Genomic DNA, 15,115 nt, shown 5'->3' with positions numbered 1-15,115 from the left:
TCAGTTCGTCGGGGGCACGTTGAAGATCTGGCCCGGATAGATCAGGTCGGGGTCGCGGATATGCTGCTGGTTCGCCTCGTAGATCTGGCTGTACCGGACGCCGGAGCCGTAAGTGCGCCGCGCGATGCGCCACAGGCTCGCCCCGGGCTGGACCACCACCGACTGGCCGGCCGGAAGCATCGCGGCCTGCTCCGCCATCTGGAACGGGATCTCGGCGCGGGCGGCGACCTTGCCGTCCTCGGCCACCTGGTCGGCGCGCAGGGCGTAGCGGCCCGGCCGCACCGGCTGCTCGGGCGTCAGGGCCCAGCGGCCGTCGTCGCCGGACTGGGCATGGCCGACCAGCAGATTGTCGAGATACACCTGGACGCGGGTTCGCGGCGGCGCCCGTCCCCCGATGTTCACCCGCCCGTCCGCCCCGTAATCGACCACGTCGATCGACACGCCGCCGGCCGGCCGCGGCGCGGCCGCCGGGACGGCGGCGGACGGCGCCTGGAGGACGGCCGACGCGCCGACGCCGTCCCGGGGCACCGCCAGGGCGATCGCGCCGCCCGCTCCCTGGCCCGCTCCCTGGCCCGCCCCCTGGGTCGCCTCGGGCAGCACGAGCACCACCACGTCCTCGGAACCGACCGGCGCCTCGGCGTCGGGTGCCAGCGCCGACAGGCTGAGCTGGCGGCCCCCCGGGCCGAGCGGGTTGTCGGGGAGCAGCACCCATTCGCCCCTCTGGTCGGCGACCGACTGCCCGATCGTCCGGCCGCCGTCGAGCACGGTCACGGTGGAATGCGGCTCGGCGCGCCCGGCGATGACGGCGTTGCCCTGCGGGGTGATCCTGACGACGTCGAAGCTGGGCGGCGCGCCGGGCCGGGGCTCCGGCCTGGACGGCTCCGGATCCTTGTCCGGCGGCGCGGCCGGTTCGGGAGCGGGCGCCGCGGCGGAAACGGACGGCCCGGGATCGGGCCTCACGGCCGCGGGCGGCGCCGCGTCCATCAGCGATTCACCGGTCTGGTCGAGCCAGGTCAAGGCCAGGGCGGTGCCCAGCAGGGCTACGCCGACGGCACCGATTATGAGCGCTCTCTTCACGATCGTCCCGCTTGTTCTTCCCCGAACGATCCGACCCTCGTCCGCCGCAAAGTCTATTCGGTGTAGATCAGGATGCATAGAAGTTACGTCAACAGCCGAAGTTCATCGGTCTAAATCATGCCGGGCCATCCGTCGAGCCGGTCTGTTCACGCATGAGTGCCAGGGGATGCGGCGGATCGTCATGGTTGCACTTGGCGCGGCGGCTCCGCCGTGAGAGGCTGGGAAGCGCGGACGGATCGACCGCCGGCGGCAGGCGCCATGCCCGGTTCCGGCCGCCGCGGTCCGTAAGGGTGATGGAATGAAGGATTTGAATTCGATTTGCGTCTATTGCGGCTCGTCGAGCCGGGTCAGCGATACCTACAAGGATGCCGCGCACCTGCTCGGCACGCTGATCGGGCAGAGCGGGCGCCAGCTCGTCTACGGCGGCGGCCGGGTCGGGCTGATGGGGATCGTCGCCGACGCCGCGATCGCGGCCGGCGGACCCGTAGTCGGGATCATCCCGGAGCACATCCAGGTGCTCGAGGTGGAGCATACCGGCCTGACCGAGCTGCTGGTGGTCGACAGCATGCACACCCGCAAGCGGATGATGGTCGACCGCTCCGACGCGTTCGTCGTCCTGCCCGGCGGGCTGGGCACGCTGGACGAGACGTTCGAGATCCTGACCTGGAAGCAGCTCCGCCTGCACGACAAGCCCGTGGTGGTCGCCAACATCGACGGCTACTGGGACCCGTTCGAGGCGCTGCTCGACCACATGATCGCCCAGGGGTTCGCCCAGCCGGCCCACCGCAAGCTGTTCAGCGTCGTGACCCGCGTGGAGGACGTGCTGCCGGCCCTGTCGCTCCAGCCGGAACCGGTGATCAAGCCGGAGACCAAGTGGCTGTGATCCGGTAGCGGCCCGGCCGGGGCGGCGGGCCTGCGACGCGGGATCGCTGCGGGCAAGTGCGCCTTCTTATGCGGAAGCGACGGTGCTATAAGACGCGCCGTCCAAACTTCTGGAACGCCGCACGACGCCTGCTGAACCGCCTCGAACGGCGGGATCCGGGGCGCCCAAGAACCACACGCTACCCGCTCCAACCGGGAGATTTCATACATGGCAAAGATTAAGGTCGCTAACCCCGTCGTCGAACTCGACGGCGACGAAATGACCCGGATCATCTGGCAGTTCATCAAGGAAAAGCTGATCCTGCCCTACCTCGACATCGAGTTGAAGTACTACGATCTGGGCATGGAGTATCGCGACAAGACCGACGACCAGGTCACCGTCGACGCGGCCAAGGCCATCCAGCAATACGGCGTGGGCGTCAAGTGCGCCACGATCACCCCGGACGAAGCGCGGGTCAAGGAATTCAACCTCAAGAAGATGTGGAAGTCGCCCAACGGCACGATCCGCAACATCCTGGGCGGCACCGTCTTCCGCGAACCGATCATCTGCTCCAACGTGCCGCGCCTGGTTCCGGGCTGGACCAAGCCGCTGATCATCGGCCGCCACGCCTTCGGCGACCAGTACCGCGCGACCGACTTCCAGGTTCCCGGCCCGGGCAAGCTGACCATGACCTTCACGCCCGACGGCGGCGGCGAACCGGTGACCTACGACGTCTTCCAGTTCCCCGAGGCTGGCGTCGCCATGGGCATGTACAACCTGGATGAAAGCATCCGCGGCTTCGCCCGGGCCTGCATGAACTACGGCCTGGCGCGCAAGCTGCCGGTCTACCTGTCGACCAAGAACACGATCCTGAAGGTCTATGACGGCCGCTTCAAGAACCTGTTCCAGGAGGTCTTCGACGCGGAGTTCGCCGACGAGTTCAAGAAGCTCGGCCTGACCTACGAGCACCGCCTGATCGACGACATGGTCGCCAGCGTGATGAAGTGGGACGGCGGCTTCGTCTGGGCCTGCAAGAACTACGACGGCGACGTCCAGTCCGACACCGTGGCGCAGGGCTTCGGCTCGCTGGGCCTGATGACCTCGGTGCTGCTGAGCCCCGACGGCAAGACGGTGGAGGCCGAGGCCGCCCACGGCACCGTGACCCGGCATTATCGCGAGCACCAGAAGGGCCGCGAGACCTCGACCAACCCGATCGCCTCGATCTTCGCCTGGACCCAGGGCCTGTCCTATCGCGGCAAGTTCGACGGCACGCCCGAGGTCACCCGGTTCGCCGAGACCTTGGAGAAGGTGTGCGTCAGCACCGTGGAGGCCGGCTTCATGACCAAGGACCTCGCCATCCTGATCGGCCCGGAGCAGCCCTGGCTGACCACCAAGCAGTTCCTGGACAAGCTGGACGAGAACCTGAAGAAGGCCATGGCCGAAGCCGCCTGATCCGGCCCCGGCACGGACTTCGTTTCGCCGCAACCCCGCCCGATTCGATCGGGCGGGGTTGCTTTTTGCTGCCCGACGCGCAAATCTATCCTCCTATTCGCGAAATGGTATAAACCGGACGCGTCATAATACCGGGGGGCTACCTGTGTCCGCCGTGCAGAGGAATTGCAAAGATGCCACACAAGATCAGAATCGCGATCGTCGGGGCAGGTGAAACCGGCGCGCCGCTGCTTGAGCAGCTTCTCTCGGCAGATTTTGTCAAGGTTATAGGCATTGCCGACCTAAATCCCGATGCTCCGGGCATTGTATTGGCCCGGTCCAGGGGCGTGAAGACTTACAGCGATTTCCTTGAACTGGCCCGGATGGGTGAAGACATCGATATATTCATTGATGTGACAGGTGTACACAAGGTCCGGGATGCGCTGCGGCAGTACATGCGGGAGTCGGACAATCATCATACCGTGATCATGCATGAACTGATCGCCGTCCTGCTGCTCTCCCTGTCCAAAGGCGAGCTGGTCCATATCAAGCATGGCGACTTGGATTATTAAGCCCCTGTTGGCTGCGTTCACTCGACCTTGATTATAGGAATATGGAACAACAGGTCCAGGACGACCCTCATGATTTCGCCACTGCTGTCGTGTTTGTAGGGGAGCGGCACTCCTGCGGGCCGCTCCGCGAAGCTTGTGGAAAACGTTTGTTTTCGGCAGGTTACTCCTCGTTCTGGATGCTACGGACTAGCCTCCGTTCTTCGGATCCGATAGGAACCGTGCCCGCGCCGTATGTGTTTTCCGCATTGGACTCTCGCGTGTACGCGTTATGTTGATGCACCAATTCAGCTCAAGGGAGAAGGTCGTGCGCCTTAATCAAATCGCTGCCTCGGGCGTCTTTGCGTTCCTGGCGATGTCGGTGGTTGCGCCCGCCAGCGTGCTGGCTCAAAGCGCCCCGGAAAAGTGCAACACGGTGGTGGACTCCACCGGCAAGCCCGTGGTTGCCGCCAACAACACTGCCGTTCTCCACGCCGGAAGCTATGACTGCCCGCCGCCGCCCGCAGCGGCCGCCGCCGCCCCGGCCGCAGCCGTTCCGCCGGCCGCTCCGCTGGCCAACGCCGTCTACTTCGTGTTCTTCGACTTCGACCGCTCGGCCATCACCCCGGCGGCCCAGGACATCCTGAACACGGTGGTCAGCGATGCCCGCCGGACCAACGCCTCCCGCCTGAACGTGCTCGGCCACACCGACACCTCGGGCTCGCCGGCCTACAACCAGCGCCTGTCGGAGCGTCGTGCGACCGCCGTGCGCGAGGCTCTGGTGCAGCGTGGCGTCCCGGCCGGTCAGATCACCACCCGCGGCCTCGGCGAGACGCAGCCTCTGATCGCCACCGGCGACGGCGTCCGCGAGCCGTCCAACCGTCGCGCCGAAATCCGCTTCCAGTAATCGGGCGGGTTTCACGGGTCCCTCCGAGCGGAGGGTCCCACCGGGAGAGAGGGGTGCCGTCCGGCACCCCTTTTTCTTTGCCGAGAAGCCGGCGCGGGGCCGCGTCCCGCCCAAAAAAGAAGCCCGCCGGTGGGGTGCCGGCGGGCTGTCGGGTGGCGTCGCGGAGGTCGGATCAGGCGGCGCCGACTTTGCGCTCGCGATCGTCGTCCCGCTTCTTCGAGCTGGGCTGGTAAGCGATGGCGGCATGCTCCGCGCAATAGGGCATGCCGGGCTGGGCCGTCTTGCCGCAGAAATGGAAATCCGCGTGCTTGGGGTCGCCGACCGGCCATTTGCACATGCGCTCGGTCAGGGCGAGGATCGTGGCGCCGCGCGACGGCTTCTTCTTGATCGGTGACGGCCGTCCCGACAATCCAAGGCGATGGGCCTTGCCGATCACGGCGTTGCGCGTGACGTCACCCAGGGTGTCCGCGATCTCGCTCGCGCTCATCCCCTGACCCCAGAGTTGCTTCAGGCGCTCTACCCGCTCGTCAGTCCAACTCATGCCGCTGTCTCCACTCATCCGGGTCCCTATTATTTGTTGCCGACAGGAGTATGGTGGGCCGCATATGGCGTGCCGCTTTCCATAAAAACCTATATCTAGTGCCGACGCGGTGGAAGGCTACCAGATAAGCCCGCCCATGCCTAGAGGGTTGCTGTTACATTTATATGCAAAGGTGGTAAACCATTTGTTTAAATCACAGTCGCCGCCAAGTCGAAGACGCGACCGAACAGAAAGACCATTCTGTCGCGATACGGGGGATGAACCGGATATATGCCAATCATTCCAACGGAATGCCGCGTCCCGCAGGTCCGCACGCCTGCGCTCATTCGCAAGGGAAAGATATCACTGCGATAACTTTCCAGGCAATTGCATGAACTGTTCTTTCTATTTCAGCCGAGCGCCGGACATGAAAACGATTACGCACCGTGACTTCGCCGCCACGCCCGCGGGCCGGCACCCTGCCGGTCATCGGCTCAGCTCGCGCATTCCGGCGTCCAGCCCATCGATGGTCAGCGGATACATGCGCCCGCCCATCAGCCTCTGAAGGATGCGGGTGCTCTCCGTGTAGCTCCAATAGGCTTCGGGGGAGGGATTGAGCCAGATCGAGCGGCTGTAGGTGTTCAGCAGGCGCTGGAGCCAGACCTGCCCGGCCTCCTCGTTCCAATGCTCGACACTGCCGCCGGGATAGACGATCTCGTAGGGGCTCATCGCGGCATCACCGACGAAGACAAGCTTGTAGTCCGCCCCATAGGTGTGCAGCACGTCCCACGTGGGCGTGCGCTCGGCGTGCCGTCGGCGATTGTCGCGCCACAGGCCCTCGTAGACGCAATTGTGGAAATAGAAATATTCCAGGTGCTTGAACTCGCCCCGCGCGGCCGAGAACAGCTCCTCGCAGATCCGGATATGGTCGTCCATGGAGCCGCCGACGTCCAGGAACAGCAGCACCTTGACGCTGTTGTGCCGCTCCCGGACCATCTTGAGGTCGAGCGTACCGGCATTCCGGGCGGTCGAGCGGATCGTGTCGGGCAGGTCCAGTTCCTCCGCGGCACCTTCGCGGGCGAACTTGCGCAGCCGGCGCAACGCCACCTTGATGTTGCGGGTGCCCAGCTCGACCGTGTCGTCCAGGTTCCTGAACTCGCGCTTGTCCCAAACCTTCACGGCCCGGCGATGGCGGCTGCCCTCCTGCCCGATGCGGACACCCTCGGGATTGTAGCCGTAGGCGCCGAACGGCGAGGTGCCGGCCGTGCCGATCCATTTGGAGCCACCCTGATGGCGCCCCTTCTGCTCCGCCAGCCGCTGGGCCAGCGTCTCCATCAGCTTGTCCCAGCCGCCGAGCGACTGGATCTGCCGCTTCTCCTCCTCCGTGAGGTACTTCTCGGCGAGCTTGCGCAGCCATTCCTCGGGAATCTCGGCGGTGACCGGCTCGCCCCCCTCGGCCGTACCCTCCAGCCCCTTGAAGACATGGCCGAACACCTGGTCGAACTTGTCCAGGTTGCGCTCGTCCTTCACGAGGCAGGTGCGGGAGAGATAATAGAAATCCTCGACGCTGTAGTCGGCGATGCCTTGGCGCATCGCCTCCATCAGCGCCAAGTACTCCTTCAGGGATACCGGCACCTGCGCCTTGCGCAGCTCGTAGAAGAAAGTCGTGAACATGGCTCGTCGGTGAATTTCGGGCTGAATGGGTCAGGCCCGCATAGTGCCATGTTTCGGCCCGATGATTCCGCCCTTATTTCCCCGGATCCTTGCGGGCGGGAGGCGGCACGTAGGCGAGGCTGGTGGGAAGCCGGCGGCTGATCTCCTCGACCCGGCCACGCAACTCCGCCACGTCCAGGTGCTCCTCGATCCGCCGCAGGCGATCCTCCCCCGAGGTCATCCGGGCTTCCAGCCGGATCAAGGTGTCGGACATCCGGACCTGCTCCTGCCCGAGGCGCGTCAACTCCTGGTTCGTGCGGCCCTGTTCCGCTGACAGGCGGACCAACTCCTGGTTCATGCAGACCAGCTCTGCGGACATGCGGCCCTGTTCCGAAAGAATGCGTTCCTGCTGTTCCAGGATGGTGGAAAGCATCGGCTCAAGCCGATTGAGGATTACAAGCGCTTCATCCGGCTTTTCCATGTCGCGGGCATCTTCCGACGGAAGTCACTGGCTGACTCTAACCGTTACGACCGCATTCGTCACGAACTTTCGAGGTATGCCCTCTCCCTTCAGCCGCCTCCCCGTTCGCGCCGGCTGAGGAAGGCTAGACGCTCGAACAGGTGGACGTCCTGCTCGTTCTTCAGCAGGGCGCCGTGGAGCGGCGGGATCAGCTTCTTGGCGTCGCGGGTGCGCAGGGTTTCCGGCGACACGTCCTCGACCATCAGCAGCTTGATCCAGTCCAGCAGCTCCGAGGTGCTGGGCTTTTTCTTGAGGCCGGGAGTCTCGCGGACCTCGTAGAACAGGGTCAGCGCTTCCCGCAGCAGGTCGCCCTTCAGTCCGGGGTAATGGACCTCGACGATGCGCGCCATCGTCTCCGGCTCGGGGAAGCGGATATAATGGAAAAAGCAGCGGCGCAGGAAGGCGTCCGGCAGTTCCTTCTCGTTGTTCGAGGTGATGATCACGACCGGACGCCGGCGCGCCTTCACCACCTGCCGCGTCTCGTAGACGAAGAACTCCATCCGGTCCAGTTCGAGCAGCAGGTCGTTGGGGAACTCGATGTCCGCCTTGTCGATCTCGTCGATCAGGAGCACCGGCGCCTCCGGCGCGTCGAACGCCTCCCACAGCTTGCCCTTGACGATGTAGTTCGCGATGTCGCGAACCCGCTCGTCGCCCAGCTGGCTGTCGCGCAGGCGGCTGACGGCGTCGTACTCGTACAGGCCCTGCTGAGCCTTGGTCGTGGACTTGATATGCCATTGGATCAGCGGGCGGCCCAGCGCCCGCGCGATCTCCTCGGCCAGGATCGTCTTGCCGGTGCCGGGCTCGCCCTTGACCAGCAGCGGGCGCTGGAGCGCCACCGCGGCGTTGACCGCCACCCGCAGGTCCTCGGTGGCGACGTAGTTGTCGGTGCCGGTGAACTTCTTCGATTCAGGAGGGGTCATCTCAGGCAGCTCCCGCCATGGCCTGCTCTATCGCCGCGACGGCGTCACCGGCGTTGGCGCCGTCGGGTCCGCCGGCCTGGGCCATGTCGGGGCGGCCGCCGCCACCCTTGCCGCCGACCGCAGCCGCCCCCGCCTTGACCAGTTCGACCGCGCTGAAGCGGCCGGTCAGGTCCTCGGTCACGGCGACCACCAGCGACGCCTTGCCGTCATTGACCGCGACCAGCGCGATCACGCCCGAGCCGACCTGCTTCTTCATCTCGTCGGCCATCGGCTTCAGGTCCTTGGCGGGCATGCCGTCGAGCACGCGCGCGGCGAACTTGATGCCGGCGACTTCCTTCTCGCCGCCGCCGGCAGGGCCGGCGCCGCCGCCCATGGCGACCTGTCGGCGAAGGTCGGCAAGCTCCCGCTCCAGCCGGCGTCGCTCCTCGACCAGGGCCGCGACGCGGGCCGGCACCTCGGCCGGCGTCGCCTTCAGGGCCGCGGCCGTCTGCTGGAGCAGGTGCTCCTGCTCGTTGAGGTAAGCCGCGGCGCCGGCGCCGGTCAGCGCCTCCACGCGGCGGACGCCGGCGGCCACCGCGCCCTCGCCGACGATCTTGAACAGGCCGATGTCTCCGGTGCGGCGGACATGGGTGCCGCCGCACAGCTCGATCGAGAACTCCTTGTTGGCGTCCGGGTCCCGCCCGCCCATGGAGACGACCCGGACCTCGTCGCCGTACTTCTCGCCGAACAGCGCCATGGCACCCAGCTCGACCGCTTCCTGCGGGCTCATCAGGCGCGTGACCACGTCACTGTTGCCCAGGACCCGCCGGTTGACCTCCGCCTCGACAACGGCGATGTCCTCGGCGGTCAATCCCACCGGCTGGCTGATATCGAAGCGCAGGCGTTCCGGCGCCACCAGCGAGCCCTTCTGGGTGACGTGCCCGCCCAGCCGGCGGCGCAGCGCCTCGTGCAGCAGGTGGGTCGCGGAATGGTTCGCCCGGATCGCGGCGCGGCGGGCGGTATCGACCCGCAGCTCGACCACGTCGCCGACCGAGACCGCGCCCTTGGCGACCCTGGCCTGATGGACCCACAGCGCGCCCAGCTTCTTCTGGGTATCGGAGACCGGCACCTCGGCGCCCTCGGCCGTGAACATCACGCCGCTGTCGCCGACCTGGCCGCCGGACTCGCCGTAGAAGGGGGTCTGGTTGACGATCACCTGGACGTCGGCCCCGGCCTCGGCCTTCTCCACCCGCTTGCCGTCGACGATCAGGGCCAGCACCTTGCCCTCGGCCACCTCGGTGTCGTAGCCCAGGAACTCGGTGGCGCCCAGTTCGTCGCGCAGCTCGAACCACAGGGTCTCGGTCGCGGCCTCGCCGGAGCCGGCCCAGGCCTTGCGCGCCTCCGCCTTCTGCCGGCCCATGGCTTGGTTGAAGCCGTCGATGTCCACCGTGCGGTTGCGGCCGCGCAGCACGTCCTGGGTCAGGTCGACCGGGAATCCGAAGGTGTCGTAGAGCTTGAACGCAACCTCGCCGGGCAGCGATCCGCCTTCGGGAATGCCGGCGGTCTCCTCGTCCAGCAGGCGCAGGCCACGCTCCAGCGTCTGCTTGAACCGGGTCTCCTCCAGCTTCAGCGTCTCGGTGATCAGCGGCTGCGCCCGCACCAGCTCCGGATAATGCGTGCCCATGAGCTGGACCAGCGCCGGGACCAGCCGGTACATCAGGGGTTCCTTGCAGCCGATGATGTGCGCGTGCCGCATGGCGCGGCGCATGATCCGGCGCAGGACGTAGCCGCGCCCCTCGTTGGACGGCAGGACGCCGTCGGCGATCAGGAACGAGGTCGAGCGCAGGTGGTCGGCGATGACCCGGTGCGAGACGGCGTGCGGGCCGTCGGCGGCCACCTTGGTGGCGTCGGCCGAGGCCAGGATCAGCGTGCGCAGCAGGTCGATGTCGTAGTTGTCATGCTTGCCCTGGAGCACGGCCGCCAGCCGTTCCAGGCCCATGCCGGTGTCGATCGAGGGCTTGGGCAGGTCGATCCGCCGGTCAGGCGTCACCTGCTCGTACTGCATGAACACGAGGTTCCAGATCTCGATGAAGCGGTCGCCGTCCTGGTCGGCGCTGCCCGGCGGCCCGCCGGCCACCGCCGGGCCGTGGTCGTAGAAGATCTCCGAGCAGGGGCCGCACGGCCCGGTGTCGCCCATGCGCCAGAAGTTGTCGTCGGTCGGGATGCGGATGATCCTGCCGTCGTCCAGGCCGGCGATCTTCCGCCACAGGGCGGCCGCCTCCTCGTCCGAGGAGTGGACGGTGACCAGCAGCCTGTCCGCCGGAAGCCCGTACTCCTTCGTGATCAGGTTCCAGGCATGCTCGATGGCGCCTTCCTTGAAGTAGTCGCCGAACGAGAAATTGCCGAGCATCTCGAAGAAGGTATGGTGCCGGGCGGTGTAGCCGACATTGTCCAGGTCGTTGTGCTTGCCGCCGGCGCGCACGCATTTCTGGCTGGTGGTCGCCCGGGAATAGGGCCTGGTCTCGGCCCCGGTGAAGACGTTCTTGAACTGCACCATGCCGGCGTTGGTGAACATCAGCGTCGGGTCGTTGCGCGGCACCAGCGGGCTGGACTCGACGATCTGGTGACCCTGACTGGCGAAATAGTTCAGGAAGGTGGCGCGGATGTCGTTGGCGGTCTGCATGATGGCGCTCGGTTCCCAGGACGCAGGTATGGTGCGGCCCGTCTTCTGTTCAAAGGTTTCGGCCGACACGGGTTTACCTGCTTGTACCGTGCCGGTGGGGCCGATGTCCACCGATGCCCGACCGAAGCCCCGGGGAATGCCCAAACGGAAAAGCCGCGCGGTCCCGAAGGCCCGCGCGGCTCGCTTTCCGGTGCGCGATACCCCGGGCAGGGTATCGCGCGGTGCGGATCAGTCCGGGCTGCTGGCCTCGCCGTCGGCTTCCGGCGTGCCCATCATGGCGTTGGCGACCAGGCCGGCGTTGGCGCGGATCTTGGCCTCGATCGCGTCGGCCACTTCCGTGTTCTGGCGCAGGAAGTTCTTGGCGTTCTCGCGGCCCTGGCCGATCCGCTGGCCCTCGTAGCTGAACCAGGAGCCGGACTTCTCGACCACGTTGGCCTGGACGCCGAGATCGAGCAGCTCGCCGACCTTGGACACGCCCTCGCCGTACATGATGTCGAACTCGACCACCCGGAACGGCGGGGCCATCTTGTTCTTGACCACCTTCACGCGGGTCTGGTTGCCGACCACGTTCTCCCTGTCCTTGATCGCGCCGATGCGGCGGATGTCGAGGCGGACCGAGGCGTAGAACTTAAGCGCGTTGCCGCCGGTCGTGGTCTCCGGATTGCCGAACATGACGCCGATCTTCAGCCGGATCTGGTTGATGAAGATCACCGTGCAGTGCGACTTGGAGATCGAGCCGGTCAGCTTGCGGAGCGCCTGGCTCATCAGGCGGGCATGCAGGCCGACATGGCTGTCGCCCATCTCGCCCTCCAGCTCGGCGCGCGGCACCAGGGCCGCGACGCTGTCGACCACCAGCACGTCGATGGCGCCCGAGCGGACCAGCGTGTCGGTGATCTCGAGCGCCTGCTCGCCCGCGTCGGGCTGGGAGATCAGCAGCTCGTCCACGTCGACGCCCAGCTTGCGGGCATATCCCGGATCGAGCGCGTGCTCCGCGTCGACGAACGCGCAGGTGCCGCCATTCTTCTGGGCCTGGGCGATGGCGTGGAGGGCCAGCGTGGTCTTGCCCGAGCTTTCCGGGCCGTAGATCTCGATGATGCGGCCGCGCGGCAGGCCGCCGATGCCGAGCGCGATATCCAGGCCGAGCGAGCCGGTCGAGACGACCTCCGCCTCCGTCGGGGTCTCGCGGGCACCGAGCTTCATGATGGAGCCCTTGCCGAACGCGCGTTCGATCTGACCGAGGGCCGCGTCTAGTGCCTTTTGCTTATCCATGGGACTTTCAACCAAACGCAAGGGTGCGGACGACATGCTGGGGCCCCTCTTCTCTCATACGGTCGGCAGGAGTGCAACGTGAAGAGAATGTACTCTTTCCGTTCCTCCCTGCCAAGGGACAATCAGAACATAAAGAGAACGAATTGCCCGTTCCATATTCCGCAGCCGTCCGGAGGAGCCCGATCTGTGGAAGCGGCCGCGGCCCGTTTCACCCGTCGCGCAGGACCTCCTTCACCTTGCCGGCAAGCTGCTTGAGACTGAACGGCTTGGGCAGGAAATGGATGTGCTCGCCGGCGTCGATCTGGTCGCGGAACTTGTCCTCGGTATAGCCGGAGATGAAGATCACCTTCATTTCCGGACGCTTGTCGCGGACGTGCCGGATCAGCGTGGGCCCGTCCATGTGCGGCATCACCACGTCGCTGACCAGCAGGTCGACCCGGTTCGACTCGGAGTTCAGCAGGCTGAGGGCCGCCTCGCCGCTGCGGGCTTCCAGCACCTGGTAGCCCTTGTTGCGGAGCGCCCGGGCGCTGAACACGCGCACCGCGTCCTCGTCCTCGACCAGCAGGATGGTCCCGGTCCCCGTCAGGTCCCCGGCCGACCGTTCCCGGGCCTCGCTCTCGGCTTCGGCCGTGGCGCCGGCGGCCTTCGCCGACTGGTGGCGCGGCAGGTAGATGGTGAACTTGGCGCCCTCGCCGGGGGCACTGTCGACGAAGATGAAGCCGCCGGTCTGGCGCACGATGCCGTACACGGTGGACAGGCCGAGGCCGGTGCCGGAACCGACCTCCTTGGTCGAGAAGAACGGCTCGAAGATGCGGGCGATGTTTTCCTTCGGGATGCCGATGCCGGTATCCGACACCTCGATCGCGACATATTCGCCGGGCGGCATCTCCTCGTGCTCGCGTCGGGTCGGGCCGTCGGTCGAGACGTTGCTGGTCTGGATGGTCAGCCGCCCGCCGCCCGCCATGGCGTCGCGGGCGTTGACGGCGAGATTGATGATGACCTGCTCGAGCTGGCCCTGGTCGACCTTGATCAGGCCCAGGTCGCGGCCGTGGGTCATCTTCAGCTCGATGTTCTCGCCGATCAGCCGGCGCAGCAGGTTCGACAGCTCGGCCAGGACGTCGGTGATGTTGAGCACCCGCGGCTGCAGCGTCTGCTGGCGCGAGAAGGCCAGCAGCTGGCGCACCAGGTTGGCCGCCCGGTTGGCGTTCTGCTTGATCTGCATGATGTCGCTGAACGACTGGTCGCCCGGCTTGTGCCGGAGCAGCAGCAGGTCGCAGAAGCCGATCATCGCGGTCAGCAGGTTGTTGAAGTCGTGGGCCACGCCGCCCGCGAGCTGCCCGATCGCCTGCATCTTCTGGCTCTGGGCGAACTGCGCCTCCAGGCTCTTCTGCTCGGTCAGATCGATGAAGTGAAGGATCATTCCGGAGCCGGAACCTGGCCCGGCCTCGCCGCTCCCTGATCCGTTGCCCGACCCGCCGGCCATCCGGCGGGCGTAGAGCTGCGCCATCTTCTTGTCGCGGCCCTGGGCGCGCAGGTTGACCTCGAACGGAGCGATCATGTCGGAGCCGGACTTGATCTGCTCCAGGCGGGCGACCACCGTGGACCGCTCGCCCGCGCTGAACAGCTCGGCCAAGGGGCATCCCATGATGCTGCGCAGCGGGCGTCCCACCATGGTCAGGAATGCCTGGTTGCATTCCGCCAGCCTGCCGCCCTCGTCGATCAGCGCGATGCCGATCGGCGCCTCCTCGAAGAAGCTCTGGAACCGCTGCTCCGACAGGTGCAGGGCCTCGCGCCACTCCCGCTCGGGCGTCAGGTCCCGCACCACCGAGCGGGTCCGCAGCGACCGGCCGTCGCCCGACGCCACCACGGTCTGGACGATCGATGCCTGGAACCGCCGCCCCCCGGGGCCCTTCATGGTCACGTCGCCGCGGCTCTCGGCACCGGGGAACGGGCTGTGCGCCGCCGACGCGCCGGGGGGCGGTTCGGCCAGGACGTCGTGCAGCCTGACCTGGCTGCCGACCAGGTCGGCCGGCGTGCAGCCGAGCCATTCGGCCAGGGTGGCGTTGGCGTACAGGAAGCGGCCGTCCTGATCGACGGAATAGAAGCCGATCGGCGCGCTGCCCATGAAGTCGGACAGGTTCGCCTGTTCGTCACGCAACTGCTGCTCGGCCAGCTTGCGTTCGGTGATGTCCTCGACCACCCACTTGACCAGCTTCTCCCCGGAGTCCGGGCCGTCGGCGGCCGGATCCGCATCGGTCAGCGGCATCACCTGGACCAGGAACCATGGCCGGCCCGGCTCGAAGGCCAGCTCGGCGGACGCCGCGTCGCCGCGCAACGCCGCATCGACCAGTTTGCGGATGCCGGCGGCCATCTCCGGGTCATGATCGAAACGCAGCCGGAACGACTCGAGCTCGTCCTTGCCGGCCCCGCCGGCCAGATGGCGGAAGACGGCGTTGACCTGCACGACGCGGCCGTCACGGCCGGTGATCATGCGCCCTACCGCCCCCGCCTGGAAGGCGCTGGCCAGCATCGCCCGCTCGCCATCGGTCCGTCCCCGGCCAGATGCCTGGAGCGACGAGATCCTGCTCGCCAGCGCGGCGCCGCCGGCGGCGAGAAGGGCGAACATGCCGCCGCTCAGGGCCACGGGATCGGTCACGATCCCCCCTGCCGCCAGCCCCAGCCCGGCGGCGCCGACCGCCGCCAGCCCGCCCGCGCCGAAGACGGCGGTGCGGGCCAGGACGCCGTC

At 66.9% G+C, this 15,115-nt stretch carries 12 protein-coding genes; 4 read left to right on the top strand and 8 right to left on the bottom strand.

All coding sequences use genetic code 11. The features are described 5' to 3' along the window. Nucleotides 1-1,077 (bottom strand): LysM peptidoglycan-binding domain-containing protein, encoded by a 1,077-nt coding sequence (locus JL101_RS02325; RefSeq protein WP_203096908.1) that lies wholly within the window; start codon nt 1,075-1,077, stop codon nt 1-3. Between the two features lie 298 nt (nt 1,078-1,375). On the opposite strand from JL101_RS02325, the gene JL101_RS02320 reads away from it, so the two are divergent. The 4 genes from JL101_RS02320 (at nt 1,376) to JL101_RS02305 (ending at nt 4,825) form a co-directional block, all read left to right on the top strand. After that, the gene (locus JL101_RS02320; RefSeq protein WP_203096907.1) at nt 1,376-1,960 is read left to right on the top strand and encodes an LOG family protein; all 585 of its coding nucleotides are present in this window, start codon (nt 1,376-1,378) and stop codon (nt 1,958-1,960) included. 207 nt (nt 1,961-2,167) lie between these two features. Beyond that, entirely contained in the window at nt 2,168-3,391 is a 1,224-nt protein-coding gene (locus JL101_RS02315) for an NADP-dependent isocitrate dehydrogenase (protein WP_202684108.1), read from the top strand. Between the two features lie 173 nt (nt 3,392-3,564). Further along, nucleotides 3,565-3,942, top strand: coding sequence for a Gfo/Idh/MocA family oxidoreductase (locus tag JL101_RS02310; RefSeq protein ID WP_203096906.1), 378 nt, complete (start codon nt 3,565-3,567; stop codon nt 3,940-3,942). 304 nt (nt 3,943-4,246) lie between these two features. After that, entirely contained in the window at nt 4,247-4,825 is a 579-nt protein-coding gene (locus JL101_RS02305) for an OmpA family protein (protein ID WP_203096905.1), read from the top strand. A gap of 172 nt (nt 4,826-4,997) precedes the next feature. Here JL101_RS02305 and JL101_RS02300 read toward each other — a convergent pair whose 3' ends face one another. The 7 genes from JL101_RS02300 to JL101_RS02270 all read right to left on the bottom strand — a co-directional run bounded on the left by JL101_RS02300 (nt 4,998) and on the right by JL101_RS02270 (nt 14,995). After that, complete coding sequence (locus tag JL101_RS02300; RefSeq protein WP_037459387.1) at nt 4,998-5,366, bottom strand: GcrA family cell cycle regulator; 369 nt, start codon at nt 5,364-5,366, stop codon at nt 4,998-5,000. Between the two features lie 465 nt (nt 5,367-5,831). Further along, a complete protein-coding gene (locus JL101_RS02295; RefSeq protein ID WP_203096904.1) occupies nt 5,832-7,019 on the bottom strand; it encodes a vWA domain-containing protein in 1,188 nt (395 codons plus the stop codon). A 73-nt stretch (nt 7,020-7,092) separates the two neighbouring features. Continuing rightward, on the bottom strand, nt 7,093-7,431 hold the full coding sequence (locus tag JL101_RS02290; RefSeq protein ID WP_228435252.1) for a hypothetical protein: 339 nt from the start codon (nt 7,429-7,431) through the stop codon (nt 7,093-7,095). A 137-nt stretch (nt 7,432-7,568) separates the two neighbouring features. Continuing rightward, the gene (locus JL101_RS02285) at nt 7,569-8,438 is read right to left on the bottom strand and encodes an AAA family ATPase (RefSeq protein WP_203096902.1); all 870 of its coding nucleotides are present in this window, start codon (nt 8,436-8,438) and stop codon (nt 7,569-7,571) included. Between the two features lies 1 nt (nt 8,439). Further along, entirely contained in the window at nt 8,440-11,100 is a 2,661-nt protein-coding gene (gene alaS / locus JL101_RS02280; protein WP_203096901.1) for an alanine--tRNA ligase, read from the bottom strand. 228 nt (nt 11,101-11,328) lie between these two features. Beyond that, nucleotides 11,329-12,405 carry a recombinase RecA gene (gene recA / locus JL101_RS02275; RefSeq protein ID WP_201074188.1) on the bottom strand — a complete coding sequence of 359 codons (1,077 nt, stop codon included), beginning with the start codon at nt 12,403-12,405 and terminating at the stop codon, nt 11,329-11,331. 172 nt (nt 12,406-12,577) lie between these two features. After that, nucleotides 12,578-14,995 carry an ATP-binding protein gene (locus JL101_RS02270; protein ID WP_407697428.1) on the bottom strand — a complete coding sequence of 806 codons (2,418 nt, stop codon included), beginning with the start codon at nt 14,993-14,995 and terminating at the stop codon, nt 12,578-12,580. Nucleotides 14,996-15,115 lie beyond the last annotated feature (120 nt).

This window comes from Skermanella rosea (genome assembly GCF_016806835.2).
GTDB classification, from domain to species: domain Bacteria; phylum Pseudomonadota; class Alphaproteobacteria; order Azospirillales; family Azospirillaceae; genus Skermanella; species Skermanella rosea.
This window is presented reverse-complemented; position numbering and strand designations above follow the sequence as displayed.

Coding starts and splice junctions, on each gene's coding strand:
- JL101_RS02270 (WP_407697428.1), bottom strand. CDS start 14,995: ATGTTCGCCCTTCTCGCCGCCGGCGGCGCCGCGCTGGCGAGCAGGATC.
- JL101_RS02315 (WP_202684108.1), top strand. CDS start 2,168: ATGGCAAAGATTAAGGTCGCTAACCCCGTCGTCGAACTCGACGGCGAC.
- JL101_RS02295 (WP_203096904.1), bottom strand. CDS start 7,019: ATGTTCACGACTTTCTTCTACGAGCTGCGCAAGGCGCAGGTGCCGGTA.
- JL101_RS02285 (WP_203096902.1), bottom strand. CDS start 8,438: ATGACCCCTCCTGAATCGAAGAAGTTCACCGGCACCGACAACTACGTC.
- JL101_RS02310 (WP_203096906.1), top strand. CDS start 3,565: ATGCCACACAAGATCAGAATCGCGATCGTCGGGGCAGGTGAAACCGGC.
- alaS (WP_203096901.1), bottom strand. CDS start 11,100: ATGCAGACCGCCAACGACATCCGCGCCACCTTCCTGAACTATTTCGCC.
- JL101_RS02290 (WP_228435252.1), bottom strand. CDS start 7,431: ATGCTTTCCACCATCCTGGAACAGCAGGAACGCATTCTTTCGGAACAG.
- JL101_RS02320 (WP_203096907.1), top strand. CDS start 1,376: ATGAAGGATTTGAATTCGATTTGCGTCTATTGCGGCTCGTCGAGCCGG.
- JL101_RS02300 (WP_037459387.1), bottom strand. CDS start 5,366: ATGAGTTGGACTGACGAGCGGGTAGAGCGCCTGAAGCAACTCTGGGGT.
- recA (WP_201074188.1), bottom strand. CDS start 12,405: ATGTCGTCCGCACCCTTGCGTTTGGTTGAAAGTCCCATGGATAAGCAA.